At 45.0% G+C, this 19,635-nt stretch carries 19 protein-coding genes; 6 read left to right on the forward strand and 13 right to left on the reverse strand.

The window, feature by feature from the left end; genetic code table 11:
- The first annotated feature begins 18 nt into the window (after positions 1–18).
- Together QNI08_RS01995 and QNI08_RS02000 are read left to right on the forward strand one after the other, a co-directional pair.
- Positions 19–780, forward strand: a complete 762-nt coding sequence (locus QNI08_RS01995; protein ID WP_285765745.1) for an ABC transporter ATP-binding protein — start codon at positions 19–21, stop codon at positions 778–780.
- The gene (locus QNI08_RS02000; RefSeq protein WP_285765746.1) at positions 770–2,716 is read left to right on the forward strand and encodes an ABC transporter permease; all 1,947 of its coding nucleotides are present in this window, start codon (positions 770–772) and stop codon (positions 2,714–2,716) included. The genes QNI08_RS01995 and QNI08_RS02000 overlap by 11 nt, the downstream gene beginning before the upstream one ends.
- Before the next feature lie 482 nt (positions 2,717–3,198).
- Here QNI08_RS02000 and QNI08_RS02005 read toward each other — a convergent pair whose 3' ends face one another.
- The 6 genes from QNI08_RS02005 to QNI08_RS02030 form a co-directional block, all read right to left on the reverse strand.
- A complete protein-coding gene (locus QNI08_RS02005) occupies positions 3,199–4,263 on the reverse strand; it encodes an NAD(P)/FAD-dependent oxidoreductase (RefSeq protein WP_285765747.1) in 1,065 nt (354 codons plus the stop codon).
- Positions 4,264–4,500: 237 nt separating this feature from the next.
- Complete coding sequence (gene phnX / locus QNI08_RS02010; RefSeq protein WP_285765748.1) at positions 4,501–5,316, reverse strand: phosphonoacetaldehyde hydrolase; 816 nt, start codon at positions 5,314–5,316, stop codon at positions 4,501–4,503.
- Entirely contained in the window at positions 5,313–6,407 is a 1,095-nt protein-coding gene (phnW, locus tag QNI08_RS02015; protein ID WP_285765749.1) for a 2-aminoethylphosphonate--pyruvate transaminase, read from the reverse strand. Before phnW ends, phnX begins: the two co-directional genes overlap by 4 nt.
- Positions 6,408–6,432: 25 nt before the next feature.
- Complete coding sequence (locus QNI08_RS02020) at positions 6,433–7,425, reverse strand: extracellular solute-binding protein (RefSeq protein WP_285765750.1); 993 nt, start codon at positions 7,423–7,425, stop codon at positions 6,433–6,435.
- Between the two features lie 13 nt (positions 7,426–7,438).
- Positions 7,439–9,055 (reverse strand): ABC transporter permease subunit, encoded by a 1,617-nt coding sequence (locus QNI08_RS02025; protein WP_285765751.1) that lies wholly within the window; start codon positions 9,053–9,055, stop codon positions 7,439–7,441.
- A complete protein-coding gene (locus QNI08_RS02030) occupies positions 9,048–9,800 on the reverse strand; it encodes an ABC transporter ATP-binding protein (RefSeq protein WP_285765752.1) in 753 nt (250 codons plus the stop codon). Before QNI08_RS02030 ends, QNI08_RS02025 begins: the two co-directional genes overlap by 8 nt.
- A 225-nt stretch (positions 9,801–10,025) precedes the next feature.
- Here QNI08_RS02030 and QNI08_RS02035 point away from each other — a divergent pair, with 225 nt between their 5' ends.
- The gene (locus QNI08_RS02035; protein ID WP_285765879.1) at positions 10,026–10,784 is read left to right on the forward strand and encodes a DeoR/GlpR family DNA-binding transcription regulator; all 759 of its coding nucleotides are present in this window, start codon (positions 10,026–10,028) and stop codon (positions 10,782–10,784) included.
- A 61-nt stretch (positions 10,785–10,845) separates the two neighbouring features.
- Here QNI08_RS02035 and QNI08_RS02040 read toward each other — a convergent pair whose 3' ends face one another.
- From QNI08_RS02040 to QNI08_RS02050, 3 genes are all read right to left on the reverse strand, one after another.
- A complete protein-coding gene (locus QNI08_RS02040; RefSeq protein ID WP_285765753.1) occupies positions 10,846–11,331 on the reverse strand; it encodes a methylated-DNA--[protein]-cysteine S-methyltransferase in 486 nt (161 codons plus the stop codon).
- Between the two features lie 46 nt (positions 11,332–11,377).
- Positions 11,378–11,947 (reverse strand): bifunctional transcriptional activator/DNA repair enzyme AdaA, encoded by a 570-nt coding sequence (locus QNI08_RS02045; protein WP_285765754.1) that lies wholly within the window; start codon positions 11,945–11,947, stop codon positions 11,378–11,380.
- Between the two features lie 590 nt (positions 11,948–12,537).
- Positions 12,538–12,888 carry a hypothetical protein gene (locus QNI08_RS02050; RefSeq protein ID WP_285765755.1) on the reverse strand — a complete coding sequence of 117 codons (351 nt, stop codon included), beginning with the start codon at positions 12,886–12,888 and terminating at the stop codon, positions 12,538–12,540.
- Between the two features lie 531 nt (positions 12,889–13,419).
- On the opposite strand from QNI08_RS02050, the gene QNI08_RS02055 reads away from it, so the two are divergent.
- Positions 13,420–13,641 (forward strand): DeoR family transcriptional regulator, encoded by a 222-nt coding sequence (locus QNI08_RS02055; protein ID WP_034309346.1) that lies wholly within the window; start codon positions 13,420–13,422, stop codon positions 13,639–13,641.
- Positions 13,642–13,725: 84 nt separating this feature from the next.
- Here the strand turns inward: QNI08_RS02055 and QNI08_RS02060 are convergent, their stop codons facing one another.
- Positions 13,726–14,445, reverse strand: a complete 720-nt coding sequence (locus tag QNI08_RS02060; RefSeq protein ID WP_285765756.1) for a pseudouridine synthase — start codon at positions 14,443–14,445, stop codon at positions 13,726–13,728.
- 122 nt (positions 14,446–14,567) lie between these two features.
- Positions 14,568–16,169, reverse strand: coding sequence for a putative polysaccharide biosynthesis protein (locus tag QNI08_RS02065; RefSeq protein WP_285765757.1), 1,602 nt, complete (start codon positions 16,167–16,169; stop codon positions 14,568–14,570).
- A gap of 205 nt (positions 16,170–16,374) precedes the next feature.
- Between QNI08_RS02065 and QNI08_RS02070 the strand changes: the two genes are divergently transcribed.
- Positions 16,375–17,640, forward strand: coding sequence for a BaiN/RdsA family NAD(P)/FAD-dependent oxidoreductase (locus QNI08_RS02070; RefSeq protein ID WP_285765758.1), 1,266 nt, complete (start codon positions 16,375–16,377; stop codon positions 17,638–17,640).
- A 122-nt stretch (positions 17,641–17,762) separates the two neighbouring features.
- On the opposite strand, the gene QNI08_RS02075 is transcribed toward QNI08_RS02070, so the two are convergent.
- Together QNI08_RS02075 and QNI08_RS02080 are read right to left on the reverse strand one after the other, a co-directional pair.
- Positions 17,763–18,080, reverse strand: a complete 318-nt coding sequence (locus QNI08_RS02075; RefSeq protein ID WP_285765880.1) for an MGMT family protein — start codon at positions 18,078–18,080, stop codon at positions 17,763–17,765.
- Positions 18,081–18,304: 224 nt separating this feature from the next.
- Complete coding sequence (locus QNI08_RS02080) at positions 18,305–18,592, reverse strand: hypothetical protein (RefSeq protein WP_285765890.1); 288 nt, start codon at positions 18,590–18,592, stop codon at positions 18,305–18,307.
- 39 nt (positions 18,593–18,631) lie between these two features.
- On the opposite strand from QNI08_RS02080, the gene QNI08_RS02085 reads away from it, so the two are divergent.
- Positions 18,632–19,561 (forward strand): SDR family oxidoreductase, encoded by a 930-nt coding sequence (locus tag QNI08_RS02085; RefSeq protein ID WP_285765759.1) that lies wholly within the window; start codon positions 18,632–18,634, stop codon positions 19,559–19,561.
- The last annotated feature ends 74 nt before the right edge of the window (positions 19,562–19,635 follow it).

The following is a 19,635-nucleotide window of genomic DNA, read 5'->3' on the forward strand; positions in this document are numbered from 1 at the left end:
AAAAAGGAGTGTATTGATATGAATATATTAGAAGCGAAAAAAATCCATAAGAGCTACGGGAATAAGTTGAATAAACAAGAGGTACTGAAGGGTCTCGATATAAGCATCGAGGAGGGTGAATTCGTCAGCATCATGGGGGCATCCGGTTCAGGGAAAACGACCTTGCTCAATGTCCTTTCCTCCATCGACAAAATCAGCAACGGCACCATCTCGATCGATGGACAAGAAATTTCGGGGATGAAGGAAAAAATGCTCGCCGAATTCAGGAAAAACCATCTTGGCTTCATCTTCCAAGAATATAATTTACTGGACACGTTGACCGTCAAGGAAAACATTCTCCTGCCTTTGTCGATTACAAAAACGCCCACTCGCGAAGCGTTTCAAAAGTTCGATGCCGTGGCAAAGGAGCTTGGCATCCATGACGTGAAGGATAAATACCCTAATGAAATTTCCGGCGGCCAAAAGCAGCGTACCTCCGCAGCACGGGCATTCATCCATGAACCGAGCATCATTTTCGCTGATGAGCCCACAGGGGCGCTTGATTCAAAATCCGCTTCCGATTTATTGAACAAACTGAGCGATATGAACAAAAAACACAATGCGACGATCATCATGGTCACCCACGATCCCGTGGCAGCCAGTTATTGCAGCAGGGTCATCTTCATCAAAGATGGACAAATTTATACCCAATTGAATAAAGGCGACGAAACGAGGCAAACCTTCTTCAAGGACATCATGAAAACACAAGGTGTATTGGGCGGTGTGCAAAATGAGCATTAATCAACTCATCTTTCGGAACCTGAAGAAAAACCTGAAAAACTATTACCTCTATGTATTCGCATTGGTATTCAGCGCCTCGCTTTATTTCGCATTTGTCACCTTGCAATATGACCCAGCGATGGATAAAGCGGAAGGTTCGATAAAAGGAGCGGCATCCATCAGGGCTGCATCGATCTTGCTTGTTGCGATCGTATCCATATTCCTTTTATATGCCAATAGCATATTCATCAAAAGGCGCAGTAAGGAGATTGGTTTATTCCAATTGATTGGCATGACAAAAAACAGGATCTTCCGTATCCTGAGCGCGGAAAACTTGATTTTATATTTCTGTTCCGTGTTCATGGGAATCTTCATAGGGTTTGCCTTTTCCAAATTGATCATCATGATCTTATTCAAGATTACCGGTGTCCAAGCGATTGCAACTCTGCAGTTTTCCTTTTTGCCGTTTATACAAACCTTGATCGTCTTTAGCGTCATCTACCTTTTTATCATGTTGATGAATTATGCGTTCATTAAAAGGCAGACGATATTATCTCTATTCAGGGTGACCTCATTGACTGAAGGAAAAGTGAAAAAGGTTTCAATTGCGGAAATGATCATCGGCATATTCGGCATCATCCTGATCATCAGCGGCTATATTGTTTCCTCCAAATTATTCGATGGAGCGTTCATGGAAATGTCCGAGCTTTTCATGGCGATGATCTTCATTTTGGCATCCGTCATCATCGGGACCTATCTTTTTTATAAAGGATCCGTAAGCTTCATTTTTAATATCGTTCGTAAAAAGAAAAATGGCTATTTGAATATCAATGAAGTATTATCCCTCTCATCGATCATGTTCCGGATGAAATCGAATGCGATTTTGCTGACGATCATCACGACCGTTTCCGCCCTGGCGATCGGATTGTTATCCTTAAGCTATATCGCCTACTACTCAGCTGAAAAAATGGCCGTGTCTTCCATACCTAACGATTTTTCCTTGACCGATAAGAAAGATGCCGAGGCATTCAAACAAGCTTTGTCCGCAAGTAACATTGCTTATGACGAAGAAAAGATCGAAGTCCTCCAGACGAATGTCAACGCAAAGAATATCTTGGAGAAAAACCTGGGTGCGGTGACATTCGATGCGAACAATATGGTTCTTTCCGTCATCAGTGAAAAATCGGTTAAAGGGATCAATCTCGCAAAGGACGAGACGCTGTTTAGCGGATACAGCAGCATACTTGAGAAAGTCATGCCCTTGAAGGATTCCGGAAAGGTGGAATGGAAGGGCAAACATGAGGTGATACCGCAAACCTATATGGGCCTGAACGATGAGAGCATCCTTCCCTATTATGTCACGGATGGCGGAATGCCCGTCGCAATTGTGGATGATGCCATATTCAACCGTTTGAAAAAGGATATCGACCCAAAAATACAGAAAATCTTTTCCGTTCATTACGGGATCGATATTGAAGATGACGCAAAAATCCCGGAAGCGAATGAAACCTTCAAAAAGATGAAATTCAACGAAGAGCATATCCAGGAATCACAGCTTGAAACCTTCGATCACCAGAAGAAGAATATGGGCCTCATGATGTTCATCGTCGGCTTTTTGGGACTGACCTTCCTGATAACATCAGGCTGTATCCTCTATTTCAAGCAAATGGATGAAAGCGAAAACGAAAAGCCTAATTATACGATTTTACGAAAACTCGGATTCACCCAAGGTGATTTGCTAAGAGGAATTCAAGCAAAGCAAGTTTTCAATTTCGGCATTCCTTTAGTCGTCGGTTTGCTTCATAGTTATTTCGCCGTTCAATCGGGATGGTTCCTATTCGGAACAGAGGTTTGGACACCGATGATCATCGTCATGGTTTTATACACCGCTTTGTATTCGATCTTCGGGATCCTTTCCGTCCTGCATTACAAGAAGGTCATCAAAGATTCACTATAACACTAGAATTAAGGTACAGTTACTCGCGAGTTTCCACTTTACTCGCGAGTTTCGTGCGTTTATCCGTGAATATAGCCTTTGCATCGAATGCAAAATTGCACATTTCACATGACATTGGAGCCGTTTCTCGTCAATTTCCTGCTTAACGCTCAACTTCGGTCCGGATTATCCGTATAATTGCAGCTTTCTTTCATCATTTCGGAGCGTTACTCGCCAATTTAGCCACTTTACTCGCGAAATCTGCACTTTTACTCGCCAAATTAACAACTTTACTCGCCAATTTCGTGCTTTTTATTCGCGAATTTAGGCTTTGCATCTGTTGAGATGTACAGTTTCTCCAAAACTATGGGGATTCAGAATTCCACACCTTCACTTTAATGCAGAGTATAAATAAAAAAAGTACCCCACCAGATAAACTTTTTAAAGTGTTTATCCGATAGAGTAGACGGTCATGTATCGCCAAACTTTTCCTGCCATCCTTTTTATAAGACCGCCGCCGGTTGCATCATTTGCTTGATCAGTTCCTTGTTGCGCTTTTTAAAAATCTCATTATGGGAGGAGACCATTCCGACCCCATACGCATCAGGCTGGATAAATTGCTTTGCCTTGTTGACGGCATTTGCCGCATCTTGGAAGGTTCCTGCTATTAGGTTCAATTTCCCCTCATGATTCAGGATATCACCTGCCGCATAAATGCCGTCTATCGAGGATTCACTGGAAGCATTACCCTTGATATAATAATTGTCGACCATGGCAATATCCACTTTACTGTTTTGCAGCAGTGATGTATCGCGCTCATAACCGTGATTGATGATGACCTCATCGATCGGCAGGTAAGAAATCTCTCCCGTCACCTGATTGGTCAATTCCACATGTTCAATCGAATCATGATCAGCACATGCAACCAGCTTGGTGATTGTCGTATTCAATAAGCAAACGGCTGAGCTTTCCATCAATTGCCTTGCCTGCGATTCATGACCAGCCAAGCTATCCTTCCTATAGGCCAAATAAACCTTTTTGGCGACTGGCTCCAATTCATTTGCCCAATCGATTGCCGAATTTCCGCCGCCGGAAATGATCACCGTTTTACCCTTGAATCGATTTAACGATTTGACGGTATAGTTCAAATTGGAAACCTCAAACCTTTCAGCTCCGTCTATTTCAAGCTTTTGAGGATTCAAGATCCCTCCGCCAACCGCAACAATGATCGTCTTGGAATAATGCTTTTGACCGGAGGAGGTAAGCAAAATGAAGATCCCTTCTTCATTACGTGTGATCGACTCCACCTTCTCGTTCAGCACGACCGTCGGATTGAAGGTTAAGCCTTGCTCCACTAGCTGTTCGATTAACTTTTCTCCTGTAGTCGGTGTCAGCCCGCCTACATCCCAAATCATTTTCTCCGGATAAACATGGATTTTCCCGCCTAGCTGTGGCTGAAATTCGATGATTTTCGCTTTCATTTCTCTTAAGCCGCTATAAAAAGTGGAGTAAAGGCCCGCGGGCCCCCCTCCAATAACTGTTACATCAAATAAATCTTGCTCTTCCATTTCCGTTCACTCCTCGGTAATCAAATGTTATTGATTATCATTCTCATTTAATCGTACACCCTTTTCGTAACTTTTACAACACGAATTTATGAAATAAGCGCGCAAAATGTTAAAAAATCAATCGCCGGCCTGCTTCACGGTTTTGTAAGGCTGGCTGATTGCCTGGGCAGAAGGAATGAAACGCAAAAAAGTGCAGTCATTCCGCTGGATAAGCGGATGCCTGCACCTTTGATAGAATTAGCGCGTGCCCGGCCTCTTCCCATCAGCTATAAGAGCATTGATATGATCGATGAGCCCGGGTAATTCCTCCATCGTGGCAATCGTGAAATCGGCTCCATTCTGCTTGAAGGTCTCCGCCGTTCTGGAAATCCGCTTTTGCTTATCCGGTTCCGCCAAGCTGGTATACTCTGCCAAGCTCAATCCCATCTCAGAGCTTCCGACAATCACTCCGACCGACCAGACCCCTGCATTGACTCCCTCTTTCATATCCGCAACCGTATCGCCAACCTTCACTGCCTTCCATGATGCCGCTATCTTCAATTCTTCTACATTACGATAAATCATGTATGGATAAGGTCTTCCAATCGAACGGGTAGCATCAGGGGTCACATGGAAATCGGGCCCATAGCCTTTTTTCAGCGCATTGGATACAACGACCTCCATCATGGCATCCGTATATCCCGTTGTCGAACCAATCTTCAGCCCGCGATTTTTTAATGCCTCCACCGTCTCGATGACACCAGGAATCGGATCCGTATAATCCGCCAGGGAAACCATCAGTGCCGGTTCAAATTCAGCGTACAATTTTTCGACGTCTTCTTCATTGAAATTCCGTCCATATGCCTCTTTCCATAAAGCGGTTATCCTTGGCATCGCCAGCATCGCACGGATATGGTCGATTTTCAGCATGCCCATCGGTGCCCTCGCTTCCTCCATCGTCACATCGATACCTGCATTCTTGAAAATATCGACAAAAACATTCACAGGTGCAAAACAGCCAAAATCCACCGCTGTCCCAGCCCAATCCAAAATGATTCCTTCTACCTTATTCATACTGTCACCACTTTCATATATTTTTCTATGATCCTGCCAAGCTCCTTGATATCTTCTTCGTGGATTTCCCCGATGTTGCCGATGCGGAATGTATTTATGTCAGTCAGCTTACCGGGGTAGATGACGTACCCTCTTGCTTTAACGAAATTGTAGAAGCCTTCGAAATCAAAGGACTCAGTCGGAAAAAGGAATGTCGTGATGATCGGGGATTGTTTATCCGGCTCAATGTAGGCATCTATCCCCCATTGCCCCATCAGCTTCCTCAGCCTCTCATTATTACTTTTATAACGGGCCGATCTGGCAGGAATGCCCCCTTCTTCAGCCAACTCCTCCAACGCTTTGGCAAACGCGGCCACTACATGGGTGGGGGAGGTGAAACGCCATTTCCCGTCCTTGTCCATTTCCTCCCACTGATCATACAAATCCAGTGACAAGCTGCGGGCATTACCCTTGCAAGCCAGCAACTTATCAAGCTTAGCTATCACAAAGCCAAACCCAGGCACGCCTTGGATGCATTTATTTGCACTGCTGATCAAATAATCGATTCCAAGTTCGGCTACCTTCAAGTCAACCCCGCCAAAGCTGCTCATGGCATCGATGATCAAGGTTTTTTGCTGTTCCTTCGAAATCCTGGAAACCATTTCGATTGGATTCAATATTCCTGTCGTCGTTTCACAATGCACCATTGCAATATGCGTGATATCCCGATCTTCCCTTAATAGGCTGCGAATGTCTGCTTCCTTGGGAAACTCGTTGTAGCCAACGCCATATTCCCGATGATTCACGCCGATGCAGGCTGCCATTTGCACCATCCGTTTTCCGTATGCGCCATTTGTTATGATCAGAACTTTATCGGATTCGGATACGGCAGTCATCAGCACAGCTTCTACAACAAACGAACCGCTTCCCTGCATGAGCACTGAGGTATACTCGCCATTTGCAGCATGTGCCAGGTCGAGAAGCTGGCTCCTGATTTTTTGGGTGATTTCCTTATAATCATTTTCCCACGTACAGCGGTCAACGAGCATTTCCTGCTTCACTGTATCTGTCGTTGTCAGCGGTCCAGGCGTCAATAGTTTATACGTATTCATTTTCCTCCACTCCCTACTGGATTGATCATTGTGCTGATTTAAAGAACTGTTGATGCTGTTTTAATAATTCGACCGTAAGAGGCTGCTTGAATCTTTTCGGGTGGGCCGGGTTGTTCTTTTCGGTTACCTTTTCCCCTTCATAAAGGGCGACCGGGTAAAGCTTCAATAAATCTTCCCTAGCATCTGTACTGATCGTTTCCGCCATTCTCATCGCCAAGCTTGTTTTTGCATCATCTTCTTTTTTCACGACGGCAATCGATTCCGTATAGGAGAAATTCCCCTCGATTGGATCGACATACTTGATCGGTAAGCCCTTTTCTTTCGCCATCACGGCTTGATAGCGTAATCCGAAGCCGGCAGCCACTTCCCCTGCTTGCACTTTATTGATCGGTCCCGACCCTGAGCTCTCTAGGTGCGGGCCGCTGTTCGCGATTAAATCATGGAGGATCCTTTTCCCTTCAGCATCACCGTATTGACTGATGATCGCTTGGACTAAAAGCCACCCTGTTGACGAGTCCAGAATATTAGGAATGGAAACGAGCCCTTTATATTCCGGCTTTGTTAAGTCCTTGATCGAGGCGGGCATCGGCAGCCCTTTTTGTTTGAGCACCTCCGTATTGACAAAAATGGAACCGGTATTGGCCAGGATCGGCGTATAATAAGCGGGTGTGGATTCCAGTGCTTTCGTGCCGAAGGACAGATCCATGAACATGGAGTGCTGGTTTTGGGCACTATCGATGAAATAGGAGCTCATCGTCACCAGATCGGCCTCGATTTCTGCGCCCTCCGCCAACAGCTTTCCTCCTAATTCGGATGTACCCAGCGATTGAAGGACATATTTCCCTTCGTACCCGGCTTCCCTCAAGGATGTCTCCATTGCTGATGTCGCTTCTTCATCACCATTCGTATAAATGACAACCCTTTCCTCATCCGCCTTTGTGCCATTTCGGCCGGCCCATACAAATACCACACTTAAAGCAATTAAAGATAGTACGACGATCTTCCATTTTTTCAACATGATATCCCCCTCATTAATGTTTGAATGATCTTTTTTGATAATGATCACAAAGCAGTTTCACGACCAGATTTGTAAAGAAGATAAGTAAAGACAGGATGAAGATTTCATTGAATTTGGCAAAATGCTGAAGCTCCTTTATTTTACTGGCCACTAACGTGGTTTGGGCCGTGACCAAAAAGATGATCCCGCTGATCGTCACCATACTATTGATGAAATAGTAGCTGAACATCTCGATCACTGTGGATGCCGAGTTTGGCAGGATGACACGTTGGATTGTCCTGATCCAGCTATCCCCCAATAACTCAGCGGTCGTTTCCCATGAAGGGTTCATTTTCGCTAATGCGTTCTTTGCCATTAAATAGGGCGTCGTAAAGAAGTGGACCATGTTACAAACAATGATGATCGCGAAGGTCCCCTTCAAGCTGCTGCCGTTGAACAGCAGCAAATACGATAAACCGAGCACCATTCCTGGCACGGTATTCGTCAGCATCGAAATGGCATCGATTGACGACTTCCCCCTAAGCGGCGTCCGGACATTCAAGACCGCCGAGCTGAAGGCAATGAACGTTCCCAGTACGGCCGTCATCAAGGCAACGAATAAAGAGTTTTGATAGACTGCCGTTAAATCGCTTGCTTGAAATGTGTCGATGAAGTGTGTGAAAGTGAACGTAAGATCATAAGGGAAACTAGTAAGAAATGGTGCAATGAACATGACTGCAAAAATGGAAACCATTCCTATCAGTACGAGCAGCGAGACCGCCCCAAAGCATATATCCCTCCCTTTATGCCGGGTCATTTCGATATCGCTGAATTTTTCATAGTGAAAATTACGCTTATCAAGATAGTTTAATAGGAAAACACTGAACACGGCCGGAATCAGCATGAGAATGGCAATTACTGCCCCTGTATGGAAATCAGGGATGGAGCCGAGCATGACCTGATACAGCTGCGTCGCAACAACGGAGTAGGTGCCGCCGACCGAAGCCGGTATTCCAAAGTCGGTGAAGCTCAAGATGAAGGAAAGGATAAAGGCTCCGCCAAGAGTTCCCGCCAATGGCCGTATGATCGTATTCATGAAGCTTCTCATCGTTCCGTCCCCCATCAGCTTAGAAACGATGATGAACTTCTTATCACTGTATTTGAAGGAATTATGGATGAGAAGAAAAGCTGATGGTAATGTATAAATCACATAACCTATCAATAATCCAGTGAAGCCGTATATATCGAATAAATTCCTCCCAAAAATTCTCGTTATGACTCCTTGATTGCCGAAAGAGTAGATGATCGCAAAACCGAATGTGATGGTCGGAAGCAGCATCGGAATAAGGATTCCCGTTTTAATGATACTTTTTATCGGTCCATATATTCGGGTGCAATGGATTGAATAGGCGAGACAAAAGGCGATAGTGGTCGTTACGGCGGCCGTGAGCCCCGAGATTTTCAAGCTGTTTCCAAATGCCTTCAATAGCTCTTCATCAGAGAGGACCGTTAGATAATTCGAGAGATTGATGCCCTCTGCCGTTTCGAAAGAGCGGATGAACAAGATGCCCAAAGGCAAGATAAGAAAAGCGGCAAATAGCAGTAAGATAGGTATATAAATGATTCGCATGGCCGGTTTTACCTCAGGCATACTTTTCACCGAATAAGTGATAAATATTTTCCCTTTTGATCTCCAGTTGTTTAAGAATGAACTCTTTGACAAAATCATTGGCTGGATGATCGATGATTTGTTGCGGTGATCCGAATTGAGAAATATTCCCTTGATTGATGATCAAGATTTTATCGGACATCGTCAACGCCTCTTCCGGATCATGCGTCACGATGATCGTCGTCAGTTTATATTCTCTAGCTATCGATTTAATGCGCTGCTTGATCGATTCCTTGATGACTCCATCCAATGCACTCAATGGTTCATCGAGCAATAATATTTTCGGCTTCATGACGAGGGTCCTTGCGAGCGCCACCCGCTGTTTCTGCCCTCCTGATAATTCACCCATTTTTTTCGTTAAATGAGGCTGTAGTTCCAAGAAATCGATATAATCATGTAATTCCTCCTCAGACACCAAGCCCTTTTTATTTCTCAATCCGTAAACGATGTTTTCGTATGCATTTAAATGCGGGAAGAGCGCATAATCTTGAAAGACGATATTAAACCCCCTGTCCTTCATCCGCACATTGCTCAAATCCAGATCGTTAAAGATGATTTTTCCTTGCTCCACACTCGTTAACCCCAAGATGATATTCAACAGCGTAGTTTTTCCGCTGCCGCTTGGTCCTAACAGTGAAACGATCTCCCCTGTTCCTATTTCAAGATTTATATGTTCCAAAACGAATTTATCATCGAATCGCTTGCTAATATTTTGTAGTTTTAGCAAACCGCTCACCTCCTTCAATACACCCTTAGTATAAAAGCCGCATGTAAATCGAATTTGCGATTTTTGTAAATACTCTGTAAATATTGAACACTTTCATACCAACTTTATACTAAATTATGACCATATAATAATTTATTCATTAGCTATTTATTGAATATGTTTCGCGCACATCGTACACTTATAATGAATATCCGGTAATGAGAATGAAGAATGGCGGGTGAAAATATGCTACCACTTGAAAGACAAAAGAAAATCATCGAATTATTGACGATAAGAAAAGTCATGAAGCTTGGTGAGCTTACTGAAGAACTGCAAATTTCCATTGAAACTCTCAGGAGGGATATGAACCTTCTAACCAGGCAAGGAAAAATAGAAAAGATCTATGGAGGCGTAAAGCTGGCTCAATCGAAGTTCGGGGAATCGACGATAGATGAAAGGATGTTCAGCCAATTAAGCGAAAAGGAAAGAATCGCCCGAAAATGCAGTGAGTTTATCCATGATGGAGACTGCATTTATATTGACAGCGGTTCGACAACCTATCAAATCGCTAAATATATAAAACAAAAAAAGAAACTCACGGTGATAACCAGTTCCATCCCTGTCGTGAATGAGCTTCTTGATAGTGATATCGAGATCTTGATCATAGGCGGAAAGGTCCGGCAAAATGAACAATCCATTGTCGCCTTCGACTATCTCTTCAACTTCAGCGAATTGAATATTACAAAGGCATTCATTTGTGCGAGTGGCATCACGATTGAAAAAGGCATTTCCGACTATAATTTGGAAGAAGCGAATACACGAAAGAAAATCATCGAATTATCACAACAGGCCTTTGTTGCCGCTGACAGCTCGAAGTTCGGCAAAGACGTGACCATCGGGATTGCGCCACTGGATAAAATCGATTACATCATTACGGATGATCATTTGCATGAAGCATTCATCACATCGTTCAAAGACACCGGCATACATTTGCTCCTTTCTTAAAAGCAAAAAAAAGCGTGAACCATACAGCGGTATGGTTCACGCTTTTTTCGTTTTGCTGACATCACGTTTGCTGCTTACAATTCCTTTCATGCTGCAGGAGCCATTCCTTTCTCCATAAGCCACCTGCATAACCGGTCAATTTCCCATTCGACCCTATGATCCGATGACAAGGAACCACGATGCTTAACTTATTCCTGCCATTAGCGCTCCCTACTGCCCTAATGGCTTTTTCATTGCCGATGGAAACGGCAATGTCTTTATAGGAGCCTGTGTCGGCATACAGGATTCCTGTTAGTGCATTCCAGACATTTTTTTGAAAGATCGTCCCATCAAATATATAGGGAAATGTAAATTCCCTGCGTTCACCTTTGAAATACTCATCAAGCTGATTGAAGCACTCCACCAAAACCTCTGGCGTCCGCTCCTGCATACTATTCACCTTCCTGTCCCTTTCAGCGAATAATATCGAGCTGATGGCCTCATTCGTCCCTGATATCTCGATCACTCCAATCGGCGATTGATAATCCAATTTATATACTTCACTCATATAAAGACCTCCTAGTGGAAGGCAGCGTAAGCCTCCCGTCCATTTTTCATTTCCCCTTTTCCTGCATGCTTCGATATTCACTTGGAGAACAATTTTTCAACCGGCGAAATACCTTATAAAAGTTCGAAGGGCTGTGAAATCCCACATCAAGGGAGACTTCAAGGTTCGTTAGCTTTGTGCTTGTTAGAAGAAATGCCGCTTTATCGACTCTTATTTTCTCCAAATAGGAACGGGGAGTTTCCGACGTTTCCTTTTTGAACAGCCGCTCGAGATAATAGGAGCTTACACCAACATGGTCGGCAATATCCTTCAATTCCACTTTTTGGTTATACTGCCTTACCAAGAATATGATGACATCTCTGACAAGCTGCATCTGCGGGGACACCTCGACTTGCGGCTGGCATCTTTTGCAAGCACGGAAACCTGCCTGCTCGACTTCTGCGATGCTATGATAAAATTCCACATTTATTTGTTTCGGCTTCCTCGACCTGCATGAAGGGCGGCAGTATATCTTGGTGGTCTTTACTGCCGTAAAGAATAATCCATCATATTTAGCATCGCAGGCCATGATTTTCTCCCACATTTCTTCAAAAGAAAGATTGAACGCAACATCCATTATACTCCGCATCCTTTCAGGTTTTAGTCCCAAATCCATGTGAGGTGTGATTCGTCGTCTGCCGCGCATAGCACATTACCGCGGTTTCACCATAGCCTGCTTCAATGTCCGCGCTGACGGGGATTTTCACATGATCCGCAATAAGGTAAATGATACTTCATTGCCTTTCAAAGTCAATCGGTTCTCCAGCTTCGTTCCAATCGCCTTGAACTAGAATCAACGCCGATAAGGGATCTCATGCGTCCTCCTCCATCAGCATGTTCTTGAAAAGTGTACTGCATTGAATGCCTTAATGGTAGACATGATTTTCGCTCCTATTCGTTTATTGTCCCCATTTTAACAATCAGACCATCTCCAAATCGTCCTCATTCTTGCTGTTTTGGTCACTTCTAACATGATTTGGACCCGATTGCGGACAAGGCCTCCGCCTCTCAGCCTCTGGATCCGGATAGATCTGCCGTACAACGAAACGCCCAAGCCAGCCAGAAATGCGGGTCATCAGAACTTCGTCTCATTCAGATTGGGATGATCCAGTTTCACGAACGAAAAAAAATGCCCTTACATTCCAGGACATTTTCATGATTTTCCATTCAATTAACGAACAAGAATAACTTGCGATGATATTCCGCAAAAGCCTGCTGATCCTTTTCCGTACAGTCCAGCCACTTCACTCTCTTGCACCTTTCCTCCAGCCTCTCGTTCAGCTCGGCTTCTATTTCATTCATGAAGCGGATGATTTCCCCATACGGCATATTGAAATGACGGGCGGCAAGCCGGGGTGGGGAATGCTTCACCAGCAATCTCATAAATTGATCGACCGTATCGGCCTTGGATGCCAGATAGTCTTCTTCCTTCACGATGAATTCGTACACTTGTTTTTTCATGCCAGAAAGCCTGGTCACTTCGTCGCGCAATAGAAACTCGATTAATCTTTCATTCATATCGTTCAACCTCGAATTTGTTTAGAGTTACATTCCTTTTGGGTCATCTATGAAAACGCTATAGCGCTCGACACTTCATTATGACATCGCAGCCGCATGCCATCAAGTATATTTGCAACGCGCGGATAAACCGTAATAATTACGATTAGCAATCTAGTTTAGAAAATAACACGTATCGCCGGTACAGTCAATATTTTTCAGTCCATGCATATTTTGCATCGTTTATTGGCAAAATGCAACTAAGTAAATGCAGTCACCCCCATGTTTGTTAATATTTATATATGTATAGGGAATAAAATTGTTAAATTTCGATATAATAAATGTAATATTTAGTCAATTTTCATTTTGTTCTAGAATTTGCTTTTGCAAAGGAGTAAAATGAAGCTAATGACATCTTGTTTTTTCTCTAATGTTTCCGAGGAGTTATAGGGTGGGTATAGCAAGTACATAGCGGCAGCTGAAACGCTGTCCGACATATCGGTTGTTTTCATTTGGTTTACACTAACAATGAAAAGAATAAGGAGTGATTTTTTGAAACCTTCAACAAATCGCATGTTAACCCGTATTAAATCCGTTTATATGTTCATTAGCAATAACGGTACGGTTTCTACTCAAGAGCTTGTAGAAGAATTTGGCATCACTCCTCGAACTGTGCAGCGCGATTTAAATGTCTTAGCATACAATGACCTTGTTCAAAGCCCAAGCCGTGGCCTTTGGACGACAACAAGTAAAAAGGTGAAGATGTCATCGTAAAGAGAACGACCACCCGAACAAAATCGATATGTAAGATACTTTGAGACGGACAATATGTCCGCCTCATTTTTTATTGCTTATTCTTCATTGGGGCTGTCCCGCTTTTAGCTGTTCAAGCTCTTCAGCGGTCAATTCACGGTATTCGCCAAGCTCAAGCTCCTCATCGAGCTGCAGGCTTCCCATGGATAGGCGCTTTAGGTAAATGACCCGCTTGCCGACAGCCTCGAACATCCGCTTCACCTGATGGAACTTCCCTTCCATGATGGTCAGCTCGATATCCGAGGTCAAGCCCGATTTAAGGATGTTCAATTCACCCGGTTTTGTTTCGTACCCGTCATCCAAGGTCACGCCGTTGCGGAATGCCTCGATATCCCGTTCCGTTACTTCGCCATCAATGACCGCAAAATACGTTTTAGGGACGTGCTTCTTAGGTGAAAGCAGTTGATGCGCCAGCTTCCCGTCATTCGTGATCAGCAGCAACCCTTCCGTATCTTTATCCAAACGGCCAACAGGAAATGGCTCGAACACCGAGTCCTCAGGCTCCAAAATGTCGATGACCGTCTCCTGATGATTATCTTCCGTCGCCGACAATACACCAGGCGGTTTATTCATCATCAAATAGATGAATTCCCTGTATTCCACACGGTCACCATGGACCGTCACGGTTTCTGCATGTGGATCGACTTGCTCCTTCGGATCCTTAAGCACCCGTTCATTGACCTTCACGGCACCTGATTTCAGAAGTTTCTTCACTTCTTTCCTGCTGCCATAACCAATATTGGATAATATCTTATCAATTCTCATCGTTTCCTCCTAAAGCCTTTTCAGTAAAAAGCCTTGCCCATTTTCATGACAGGCAAGGCCAATATATGATAATTTGGGGATCATCTTACTAATACCCTTTTTTTTACACATCAAACGTTCATTTATAAACCTAGCTTAGCCTTCAATCGATCGATTCGGGAGCCGAACAAGCGATGGGCAAGTTTGCTTTTCAAGGAAAGTGCCGCATAAATGAGGGCCCCGAAAATGGCACAAACGGCGACGACCAATATCGCCTGGAATCGGCCTTCCGTTGTAAGCCACAGTGATAGCAGACTGTTCATGCCCCATGCAGCCAGTCCCATTATCACTGAAAATACAGTGATCAATACACTCCTTCTGATGGTGAGGCTGTAGCGATACCCAGTAAAATAGGTTATGACGTACAAGTTCAGAAGCACAGCAGCCAAGTAGCCGAAGGCCGTGGCATAAACGGATCCTTCCGTTTCAAACAGCTTGATCATCGGGATATTCAAGCTCAATTTGATTAAAAACCCAAGGAGCAGGCTGAGCACCGTATATTTTTGCTGATTGATGCCTTGTAAAATGGCCGCCGAAACGGAAAAAAGCGCAAACAAGATGGAAACGGGCGCATAGGCCTTCAGGACGCTGATGCCAAGCGGATCATGGCTGTAAAAGGCACTATAAATCGGATCGGCCAGCACAGACATGCCCACGACCGCAGGGATCGTGATGAACAATAAGATTTGGAAGGCTTGGTTCAGCTGGCGGTTCAGCTCTTGTGAGTCCTCACTGACATAGGCCTTCGTCACCGAAGGTAGCAGCGCCATGGAAAACCCTGTTGCAAGCGTCATCGGAATCAAAACTAGCTTCTGGGCGTATACATTCAAAACCCCCAGGGCATCTTCTGCAACATGCTGCAGGCCGATCGACGACATTGCCTTATTGAATGACAGCAAATCGGCAAACTGGAACATCGGCATCGCGATACCGACAAATATGAAAGGAATCGACGATAGGAAGATTTCTTTATAAATTTCCTTCAAGGAAATGTCCATCGTCCCCCGGTCTCTCTCCATCAAGCTGTCCAAGTAAGGTTTTTGTTTTTTCCAATACCAAAACAACACCACCAGTCCGCCGATGGCCCCGACCGTAGCCGCAAATGTAGCGATTTGGATGGCTCTCACTAACTCTCCATCAAGGACATTCAAAACAACAAACACACCGGCCAGAAGGAACACGATGCGGACAATTTGTTCGATCACCTGCGATATCGCCGTTGGCTCCATCGCTTCATGACCCTGGAAGAAGCCGCGGATGATGCTCATAAACGGTACAAAAATCAAGGCAAAGCTGACGGCCCGTATGATCGCGGTGACATCCCTGACATCTTCCTTCTCCACACCAAACACTTCAGTAAACAGCGGTGCCATCGTATAGAGGATCAAAAAAGCGAGAAAACCGGTGACAGCCATTAATTTCAGGCTTGATTTGAATAACTTCTCGCCGACGGCATATTCCTCGAGAGCATTATACTTCGAAATGAATTTAGAAACGGCAAGCGGCATGCCAGCCGTTGCAAAGCTGATGAAAATGGTATATGGAACGTATCCATATTGATAGAGGGTTGCCCCTTTATTCCCGACCATATGTTCAAATGGGATGACGTAAAATAATCCAAGAACCTTGGAAATGATCGCTCCCAGCGTTAATATAAAAGCCCCTTTTAAAAACTTAGATGACATCTAATCCCTTCCTGCCTCTGTCAGTTACGTTTTACACGCTCTTTATCTTATCATATTAAAGCATTTTTTCTATAGAAAACTACACTCAAGTTTATCGTTTTCGAAGATAATACACAAACAAATAATTCCTTTTTTTCTACATTCGATATTCTAAGGGCTCTTGCTATATAATGAAGGGACTGAAAATGATAAAGTGGTGATCAATTTGAAATATGATGTAGTGGTAATTGGCGGCGGCCCTTCCGGATTGATGGCAGCGATCGCGGCCGGGGAAAAAGGCGCCCAAGTCTTGTTAGTGGATAAAGGCGAGAAGCTTGGCAGGAAACTTGCCATCTCGGGCGGCGGACGCTGCAATGTGACGAACAGGCTCTCGATCGATGAAATCATTCAGCACATCCCTGGAAACGGGCGATTTTTATATAGTGCTTTCTCGGAATTCAATAATGAAGACATCATTCTATTCTTTGAAAAATTGGGTGTTGCCCTAAAGGAAGAGGACCATGGCCGGATGTTCCCGGTCAACGATAAAGCGCAAAGCGTCGTGGATGCACTACTGACCCGCCTATCGCATCTGAAGGTAACGATTTATAAGAACTCCCCGGTTGCCGAGGTCCTCTATGAAAATGGAAAAACAAGCGGGGTCCGGCTGAAGGACGGACAAACCGTTGCCACAGACGCAGTCGTGATCGCCGTCGGCGGTAAATCGGTTCCCCACACCGGATCAACCGGCGATGGATATGCGTGGGCAAAAAAAGCGGGGCATACGATTACCGACCTGTTCCCGACTGAAGTTCCCATCCTCAGCGACGAAGCCTTCATTAAAGCTCGAACGCTTCAAGGCCTCGCACTTCGGGATGTTTCGCTGAGCGTGCTCAACCCAAAAGGCAAGGCACTGATTACCCACCAAATGGATATGCTCTTCACCCATTTCGGCGTTTCCGGACCAGCTGTCCTACGATGCAGCCAATTCGTCGTGAAAGCGATGAAAAAGTGGAACCTCAAGGAAGTGACCATGAAACTCGATGCCCTTCCGGATCGCAACAAGGAAGAGGTCTTTCAAGACATCATGAAGGAAATCAAAACAGAACCGAAAAAAGCGATCAAAAATACGTTAAAGGGTTTAGTACCGGAACGATACCTTCACTTCCTGCTTGAACGAAGCGGCATCGACCTCCAGGAACAAGGAGCGACGATTTCCCATGAGAAAATCCGCCGCTTTGCCGAGCTATGCAAGGACTTCCAATTTGGCGTGCACGGCACCCAGCCGCTGGAAAAGGCCTTCGTCACCGGCGGAGGCGTATCCGTCAAGGAAATCCATCCGAAAGAAATGTCCTCCAAGCTAATGGATGGACTATACTTCTGCGGTGAGATCCTGGACATACATGGATACACAGGCGGCTACAACATCACCTCCGCCCTCGTCACCGGAAGGCTAGCCGGAATGAATGCTGCGATACATGCCCGGTCCTGACACAAAAAAGGCTGATCTACTGAGATTAGCCTTTTTTTGTATGGATTTCGCTTGTTGTGCATTCATTTCGCTTACCCTGGCGCAGTCGGTACGTTTTTCCGGCCGTCAACCGTGAATCGCTTTCATTCGTCCAGTTCTGGATGATGGCGATACGTTTTAAGGTCGATCGTGTTCCGGTTCGTGAATGTGATGCCTTCGCTTTCCAGCAGGATTTGCTGGTGTTCGGCGGCGCCGTCTGCTTTTATGCCGATTTCCCCTTTTGCATTGATTACCCGATGCCAAGGAAGATGATGTTTTTTACTGCTCGAATGCAGGATCCTAACGACTTGCCTTGCTCCGCGCGCGCTTCCGGCGAGCTGCCCAATCTGTCCATATGTCATCACTTTACCCGGCGGGATCTGCTGGATGATTTTGATAACCTGTTCTGTAAAACGTTCCAAATGGCTCGCCCCTTTTCCTGTCCGTTCACCCAACCCGTAACATCCCCCTTGCTTAGGTTGGTCACCTTCGTCCATCAATCAAATTCCCATTTCACTCCTGCCTTTTCATCACTATGTATACCCATTATATACCGATTTGTAATGATCACGGAACCATATAATCGGGAATGAATAGGTGACTGGTGAGACCGCCTTAAGCCTTCCGGAATAAGGCAGCCTCCATTTCATATTACCGGGTAATAAGGCAAATAACGCGGATTGTAATAATAGGGAGGTCTTGAACCGATGAGCGGCAAGACGAAGCCATAGGGGTTGGAGTCATATAATACCTCGACTTTCTCATCCGATTGATCGACCAGCAGCAACTTCACTTGTTCACTGTAATAATAGGGCATACCGAATCCTCCAAAACTTTTTTTCTTCCCTTCAGCATATTCAAACGAACCGGCAACGAGCCCGTCCTTACACGTTTGGGTCAATATCGGCATGCACGGCAGTTGCCCAGTCGACATACAGTAACCGAGACTACATTCTTTTTTAGGAGGATTGTCATGACAGAAGAAAAGAAAAAGAAGCCAGCCCAAAAAGGATATCCCCTTCAAGCGAATTATGGAAAAATCACTCGATATCAGGACGTGCCGCTCACTGTTCCCGAGCAACGCCAATTTCGCCAGCCTGGGGTAGAAAAGTTCATGGTGCCCCGGCCCATCATCGAAAACCCCGATTATAAGGGCAGTGGTAAATTAGCTGGCAAGGTTGCATTGATAACGGGCGGGGACAGCGGAATCGGTGCTGCCGCGGCGATAGCTTTTGCTAAGGAAGGTGCGGATGTTTCCATCGCTTACTTGGATGAGCATGAAGATGCAAAACGGACAAAGGCGAGGATCGAAGAGCTCGGACAGCGTAGCCTGCTGCTTCCGGGAGACTTAAGGGATAAGCAGCAATGTATCGATATCGTGGAAGAGACCATCCATGCTTTTGGAAAGCTCGATATTCTTTGCAACCACGTCGGCATTCAATTTCAGCAATTAAGCTTGCTTGATATTACGGATGAGCAATTCGATGACACCTTTAAAGTGAATATATATTCCCACTTCTACACGACCCGGGCAGCCCTGCCGCACTTAAAGGCAGGAGCCTCCATCATTAATACATCTTCCGTCGTGACATTCAATGGCAACAAGCAATTGATTGATTATACGGCGACTAAAGGAGCCAATATCGGCTTTACCCGGGCATTGGCTAACAGCCTTGTCGCTCAAGGCATCCGGGTGAATGCCATTGCACCTGGAAGGTTTTGGACACCGCTTATCCCAGCAAGTTTTTCTGCAGACGAGGTCACACAGGTCCAGAACCCGATGGAGCGCCAAGGCCAACCATTCGAACTGGCTCCAACCTTTGTCTACCTGGCCTCCGATGATTCCCGTTTTGTGACAGGACAAACACTTCATGTCAATGGCGGGGAAGCGACATCTTCCTGACATTCGCTTCAAAGGAAAAAGACTACCTTGGTTTGAGATTTTCCAGCAAAAGGTAGTCTGCTTACCCTATATGA

The sequence above is a fragment of the Peribacillus folii genome (assembly GCF_030271255.1).
In the GTDB taxonomy this organism is placed as follows: domain Bacteria; phylum Bacillota; class Bacilli; order Bacillales; family DSM-1321; genus Peribacillus.

Bases quoted from the DNA above. Each gene is read 5' to 3' on its own strand.
- QNI08_RS02085 (WP_285765759.1), top strand. From the start codon at position 18,632: ATGACAGAAGAAAAGAAAAAGAAGCCAGCCCAAAAAGGATATCCCCTT.
- QNI08_RS02035 (WP_285765879.1), top strand. From the start codon at position 10,026: ATGCTACCACTTGAAAGACAAAAGAAAATCATCGAATTATTGACGATA.
- QNI08_RS02065 (WP_285765757.1), bottom strand. From the start codon at position 16,169: ATGTCATCTAAGTTTTTAAAAGGGGCTTTTATATTAACGCTGGGAGCG.
- QNI08_RS02080 (WP_285765890.1), bottom strand. From the start codon at position 18,592: ATGTCGACTGGGCAACTGCCGTGCATGCCGATATTGACCCAAACGTGT.
- QNI08_RS02045 (WP_285765754.1), bottom strand. From the start codon at position 11,947: ATGGATGTTGCGTTCAATCTTTCTTTTGAAGAAATGTGGGAGAAAATC.
- QNI08_RS02025 (WP_285765751.1), bottom strand. From the start codon at position 9,055: ATGCCTGAGGTAAAACCGGCCATGCGAATCATTTATATACCTATCTTA.
- QNI08_RS02040 (WP_285765753.1), bottom strand. From the start codon at position 11,331: ATGAGTGAAGTATATAAATTGGATTATCAATCGCCGATTGGAGTGATC.
- phnX (WP_285765748.1), bottom strand. From the start codon at position 5,316: ATGAATAAGGTAGAAGGAATCATTTTGGATTGGGCTGGGACAGCGGTG.
- QNI08_RS01995 (WP_285765745.1), top strand. From the start codon at position 19: ATGAATATATTAGAAGCGAAAAAAATCCATAAGAGCTACGGGAATAAG.
- QNI08_RS02060 (WP_285765756.1), bottom strand. From the start codon at position 14,445: ATGAGAATTGATAAGATATTATCCAATATTGGTTATGGCAGCAGGAAA.
- phnW (WP_285765749.1), bottom strand. From the start codon at position 6,407: ATGAATACGTATAAACTATTGACGCCTGGACCGCTGACAACGACAGAT.
- QNI08_RS02020 (WP_285765750.1), bottom strand. From the start codon at position 7,425: ATGTTGAAAAAATGGAAGATCGTCGTACTATCTTTAATTGCTTTAAGT.
- QNI08_RS02050 (WP_285765755.1), bottom strand. From the start codon at position 12,888: ATGAATGAAAGATTAATCGAGTTTCTATTGCGCGACGAAGTGACCAGG.
- QNI08_RS02000 (WP_285765746.1), top strand. From the start codon at position 770: ATGAGCATTAATCAACTCATCTTTCGGAACCTGAAGAAAAACCTGAAA.
- QNI08_RS02005 (WP_285765747.1), bottom strand. From the start codon at position 4,263: ATGGAAGAGCAAGATTTATTTGATGTAACAGTTATTGGAGGGGGGCCC.